General features: G+C 47.2%; 4 protein-coding genes. All 4 read left to right on the plus strand.

Features of this window, described 5'->3' with window-relative positions; all coding sequences use genetic code 11:
- Positions 1-87: 87 nt before the first annotated feature.
- The 4 genes from H6541_11910 (at position 88) to H6541_11925 (ending at position 5866) form a co-directional block, all read left to right on the plus strand.
- The gene (locus tag H6541_11910) at positions 88-642 is read left to right on the plus strand and encodes a hypothetical protein (GenBank protein ID MCB9016495.1); all 555 of its coding nucleotides are present in this window, start codon (positions 88-90) and stop codon (positions 640-642) included.
- 92 nt (positions 643-734) lie between these two features.
- A complete protein-coding gene (locus tag H6541_11915) occupies positions 735-2690 on the plus strand; it encodes a DUF4465 domain-containing protein (GenBank protein MCB9016496.1) in 1956 nt (651 codons plus the stop codon).
- Positions 2691-2761: 71 nt separating this feature from the next.
- Entirely contained in the window at positions 2762-4744 is a 1983-nt protein-coding gene (locus H6541_11920; protein ID MCB9016497.1) for a TonB-dependent receptor, read from the plus strand.
- Between the two features lie 12 nt (positions 4745-4756).
- Entirely contained in the window at positions 4757-5866 is a 1110-nt protein-coding gene (locus H6541_11925; protein MCB9016498.1) for a YncE family protein, read from the plus strand.
- Positions 5867-6000 lie beyond the last annotated feature (134 nt).

The following is a 6000-nucleotide window of genomic DNA, read 5'->3' on the forward strand; positions in this document are numbered from 1 at the left end:
TTTTTAATCCGGCCCTTTTACTTACAGGTTTTTCACCATTGCTGCAGAATCCGCACATTTATTCATTCATCAAAAAATGCAGCTGTAATGAAAAACGAAAAATTTTCCCTGGGTTTTGTTGTGATTACTGCCATTGTACTTTTCATGGCTTTTAGCCGTTTGTTTCCTCATCCGTTTAACTTTTCACCCGTGGCTGCGCTGGCATTGTTTGGCGGAGCGCGTTATAAAAGCCGGGTGGCAGCATATATGATTCCGCTGGCAGCAGTATGGGGCAGCGATCTTGTTCTGAATTATGCCTATTACGGCCGCTTTGTGGCTTTTTACGATGGAGCCTTTGTAACATATGCCGCTTTTGCTCTTATTGTTTTATTAGGCTCGCGGGCGTTGCGCTGTTTTTCTGCCCGTAAACTGCTGTTTACATCCCTGGCTGCTTCAGTTATCTTTTTTGTGGTCTCCAATCTGGGTGTGTGGGCTTTCAGTGGCATGTATACCTTAACGCCTTCAGGGCTTGGCGCCTGTTTTGCAGCTGCCATTCCATTCTTCCGCAACACGCTGAGCGGCGACCTGGTTTACAGCTTTGCTATTTTTTACGCATTCGAATTTGCGGGCAGCAAAGTTCCCTTGCTGAAAACTGCCAATTAGTCAACCGGATTCAGACTGGCCGCAGTTACTTCCTTTGGTAAACCGGCTTCTGCCTGTCCTTACATAGCTTTCATTCAACAAATCAATCAATCATGCTAAAAAAACTACTTTCTGCTTTTCTGATATTTCTGTCAGCTACTTCCATTGCACAGGGCCCGTTTCCACCGGCTGCCGGTGTGCCTGGCACAACCGCCATTTCAAAAGACTCTGCCATTATTCAGTCATGGGCTTCGGGTATTGAAATAGTGCGGGGTTATATTCAGGTAGATGATACTACTGTGTACAATGCAGGCTCTAACAAAGCTACGTTTGGTCATCCGGCCAATGCGCTGGGTATGGCCGAAGGTTCGTCAACCGGGGTGGTTAGTCTGGGCGACGGAGGTATGGCTACCCTTACTTTTGACCGCTACATTGTGAATGGTCCGGGCGCTGATTTTGCCGTGTTTGAAAATTCATTCGGCGATACCTTTCTCGAACTGGCCTTTGTAGAGGTAAGCTCTGATGGCGTTCATTTTGTCAGATTTCCATCGGTTTCGCTTACGCCCACGGCTGTGCAGACTGGTGCCTGGGAGGAAACGGATCCGACCCTTATTCACAACCTTGCCGGAAAGTATCGCCAGGGGTTTGGTACGCCCTTCAACCTGGATGATGTGGCCGATCAACCATTGCTGGACGTAAATGCCATTCGTTTTGTAAGGGTGACAGATGTGGTAGGTTGTATCCAGCCTGCCTATGCTTCGCACGATGCACAGGGCAATATTATTAACGACCCGTGGCCCACCCCTTTTAACTCTGGAGGCTTTGATTTGGATGGCGTTGCCGTTATTAACGGAGGAACACCCAACTATCTGGCTGGTTTAACTGATCTGCAACTTGCCCCGGATAGTTATTTTCTGCCTGCCGAAAATGGTACTTTCAATTCAGGCATCTGCTCTTTTCCTTATGAAGCCGGCACCGGTTACTGGTCGGGTTTTTCCTATTCAAGCCGTGTAACCCTGAATGGTGATTATACCAACGATCAGTTTGTGGCAGTTACCAACGGAGGAATGGATGGCGATTCAACCACTTTTGCAATAGCTTATGTTGCATCCGACTGGATGGGTGGTACCTATGACCCTATTCCTTCGGTAGTGAATCTGGCCGACGGGCAAATGGCCACTTTTAGCGGTTGCTACGTTTCAAACAATGCCATGGCCTATATTACCATGCGCGACGGAACGCTTTACAACAAGAAGTTTGGCGGCGACTCAGGCAACGACCCCGATTGGTTCAGAATTAAAGTGAGAGGTGTGCGTGCCGACAACAGTCTGACCGAACCTCTTGTGTTTTACCTGGCCGATTTTCGTTTTACCGATAACTCACTCGACTACATTGTGCAGGATTGGCGGTGGTTCGACCTTTCGGCGCTGGGCGAAGTCAAATCGCTGAGTTTTGTGCTTGAGTCTTCTGATTCGGGTGACTTCGGTATCAACACACCTGCCTATTTCTGCATGGATAACCTGACGGTGATGGCTGCACAGGCTCCTTTTATCAGTCAACCTTTGGCTGATATCTCAGTGCCGGTAAATGCAGCTCCTGTAAACATTGACCTCTTGTCTCATTTTTCTGCTTCAGGGGCGCCCATTACATTTGAAATAAGTGTTAACAGCAACCCTGCAGTCGTATTCGCTTCTGTAAGTGATCATCAGCTTGGGCTTGAATTTATGCCTGATGTTACCGGCCTTTCGGAAATTAGCATTGCTGCTTCGGCCAACGGGATAACTGTAACCGATACGTTTACAGTTGAAGTCTATTCTTCAGTCGGGGTAAATGAAGTTAGTCCTGTTATGGCTTTGGTTTATCCCAATCCCTGTGCGGAGCAGTTAAACCTCAGCGGCGTTGCCAGCACAGGCCTCAGGCTGTTTGATAGCAGAGGATGTTTAGTGTATGATGCTTTCTGTGAAACTGATCATTTGAACATTCCTGTTTCGCATCTGCAACCTGGTGTTTATGTGCTCAGGGTGAGTAAAAACGAAAAGGTGCAGTCAATCAGGGTGGTTAAACTTTAGTATTGGGGAAGTGTCTCCTGTAATCGCCTGATTTTTTACGTTGGCATAAATTCATTTTAACAAGGTTCGTTTTGAAGTATTCTGTCGTTACCGGTCTGTTGTTTTTTGTTTCGCTCACGTATGTTGGTGCGCAGCAACCGGTTGCCGATACGGTTAATTTAAAGGCTTTTGAAGTAACAGGCAAAGCGCCCTCTGTAGTCAGCCGGGCTGCTTCGCCTGTTCAGCGGATGGAGGCAGGAGTGCTTAAAGAGTTGCCCGGAACCTCTGCAGCCGAAGCTTTGCGGCACTTCGCCGGTGTTACCATTAAAGATTACGGTGGACTGGGCGGGCTTAAAACGATGGTGGTGCGCAGCATGGGCGCAAATCATACCGGTATTTTTGTTGACGGGGTTCCATTGAGCGATGCGGCCAGCGGCCAGATTGATCTGGGGAAAATCCCTCTTGAAAATCTGGAAACCATTGAGCTGTCTGTTGGGCAGGTCAGTCCTTTGTGCCAGTCGGCCAGGGCCCAGGCTTCTGCCAGTGTGGTTGAGTTTTTTTCTCAGGCACCTGATTTTTCCGATACAAAACTACAGCTCAGGGCAGGTCTTAAAACCGGTTCCTTTGGCGTAATCAATCCCTTTGCCAGCGCTGGCTTTAAGCTAAGTTCACGTACTTTGGCCGGTGTTACAGCTGACTATAACCATACCAGGGGTGATTATCCCTTTGTTTTAAAGAATGGCAATCTGCCCGATACCACCCTCAGAAGAACAAATGCTGAGATGGAGTCTGTCAATTTGGTTTTCAGAACGGAGACCCGCTACAGCGACAGCAGTAAACTGAAGGTGAGGCTGTCTTATTATGCGTCAAAACGGGGTTTGCCCGGTGCGGTTATTTATTACAACCCTTATTCAGTGCAGCGTTTGAACAACAACGATTTTTACGGCAATGTTCAGTACCAGGTGCAGCGCAGAAAACTGAAGTTATTGACTAATCTGAATTTTTCAGACAGCAGGCTGCATTACCGCGATCCGGCTTACCTGAACAACAGTGGAGGTCTTGATAATCAATACAATCAACAGGAATATTATGCTTCACAGGCTTTGTCGTGGTCGCCCGGCCGCATATTCAGCATGGGCGCTGCCGGCGATATTGTGGTTAATGGGTTGCAAACTGATTTGTATCAAACGGGCAATCCCCTGCGCTATTCAGGCATGGGATCGTTGAGTTTGAGGGCTAAAACCAGAAGGACTGAAGCCACTGCCATTTTATTGGCCACCGCTGTCAATGAGTCGGCTCCCGGAAAGGATAAAAACTGGAATACGGCAGTTACCCCTTCGCTGTCGGTGGTAACCAGGCTTGGCAGTGCTCCTCTGATTCGGCTGCGGACCATGTATAAAAACAGTTTCAGGATGCCCACGTTTCACGATCTATACTATAATCATATAGGCAATGTAAATCTGAAGCCTGAGTATGTTCATCAGCTCAATGCCGGCTTAATTTTTTCAGGCGAAACCGCTCACATCACACTGGATGTTATGGCCGATATTTTTCTGAACCGTGTGAAGGATAAAATTGTGGCGGTGCCTACTCAAAACCTGTTTGTGTGGTCGATGCGCAATCTGGGCAAAGCCGATACCAAAGGGCTGGATTTGCAGGCCGGCATCAAATACAGGCTGCATCATGAAGGCGCTGTTTCACTGAACCTGAACTATACACACCAGCAGGCGCTGGATATGAGTACGCCCGGAAGCGCAACCTACAGGCAGCAAATTCCATATATTCCGTTTCAAACATTCTCAGGAATGTTATCCATGGGATTCCGTAAGCTTTCATTTACCTGCAATATGCTATACAACAGCCACAGGTACACACAGGGCGAAAATATTGCCGCTAACTTTCTGCCATCCTGGTGGGTGACTGATGTGTCGGCCAGCTGGCAGCAGCCTTATAAATCGCATTTCATTATCCTGAAAGCGGAAGTAATCAATCTGTTAAATACCCAATATGAGGTAATTAAAGGGTTTCCGATGAACGGCAGGGGATTTTATATAACGTTTTCTTACAAATACTAAATAATCAACTTTATGAAACTCAGATTTCTTTTGTGGTCACTGCCGCTGGTATGGCTGGCCATTTCATGCACCGACGAACCCGAAGATAATCAACCTCTGCCACAGGATACGCTGCTAAGAAGTTCGGGGGTTTATGTTATCAACGAAGGTTCCTTTAATGGCAACAATGCATCGCTTACACGTTTTACCTTCAATGATTCAACTGCTGTGCCGGATATTTTTGCCCGGCAGAATGGTCGCGGACTGGGTGATACAGGCAGCGATCTGGCTATTTACGGTAGTAAATTGTATGTGGTGGTAAATGTTTCCAGCCAGGTTGAAGTGGTGGATGCCACTACGTGTATGAGCATCAAACAGATTCCGTTGTTTGATGGAACGCAGGCCCGGCAACCCCGCAAAATAGCTTTCTATGGTTCTAAGGCTTTTGTCTGCAATTTCGACGGAACTGTTGCTGTGATTGATACCACAACACTGGCTGTGGAAAAATACATACAGGTGGGGCTAAACCCTGATGGCATTCTGGCAACAGGTGGAAAAATATGGGTGTCCAACTCGGGTGGGCTCAGCTTCCCCAATTATAACAATACCCTTTCGGTGATTGACCCTGTGGCCTTAACCGAAGAGAAACAACTTACAGTGGGTTTGAATCCATTTAAAATGGCTGCAGACAATTACGGCGATATTTACCTGGTCGCACGCGGGAATTATGGTGATATCAAGAGCCGGTTGCAGATTATTGATGGAGCTACCGGGGCCGTGAAGCATACTTTTGAGGATTTTGAAGCCATCAATTTTTCAATTGCCGGTGATACGGCTTATGTGTATAATTATGATTGGGCTACAGCAGAAAGCAGCATACTGATGTTGAATGTGAAAACAGAAACGGTTATCCGCAACTCATTTATAACCGATGGAACGGTGTTGCAAACGGTGTATGGCGTGGCGGCCGATCCGGTTTCTGGTTTGGTTTATGTGTCGGATGCGCAAGGTTTTACGGGTGCAGGCAAAGTGTATGTTTTTGATCAGTCAGGCAAGCGAAAATTTTCATTTGATGCTGGTATAAATCCGGCAGGCTTCGCCTTTCTGAATGAGAAATATATTGCCGGCGGCAAGCTTAAATAGTTGATGCATAAGATAAAACGGCATTAAGTCCGGCAGCAGCAGCTCTATGAGCCCACTCCTCCTGAATGAAGGGACGCATATAAGGGGGAGGATGTTGCTGCCGGATTTCTTTTTTGCCTGTAATGTTGCCTTTC

The sequence above is a fragment of the Lentimicrobiaceae bacterium genome (assembly GCA_020636745.1).
GTDB lineage: Bacteria > Bacteroidota > Bacteroidia > Bacteroidales > Lentimicrobiaceae > Lentimicrobium.

What these genes read in the sequence shown, in the direction of transcription:
- H6541_11910 (MCB9016495.1), top strand. Translation starts at nt 88, where the DNA reads ATGAAAAACGAAAAATTTTCCCTGGGTTTTGTTGTGATTACTGCCATT.
- H6541_11915 (MCB9016496.1), top strand. Translation starts at nt 735, where the DNA reads ATGCTAAAAAAACTACTTTCTGCTTTTCTGATATTTCTGTCAGCTACT.
- H6541_11925 (MCB9016498.1), top strand. Translation starts at nt 4,757, where the DNA reads ATGAAACTCAGATTTCTTTTGTGGTCACTGCCGCTGGTATGGCTGGCC.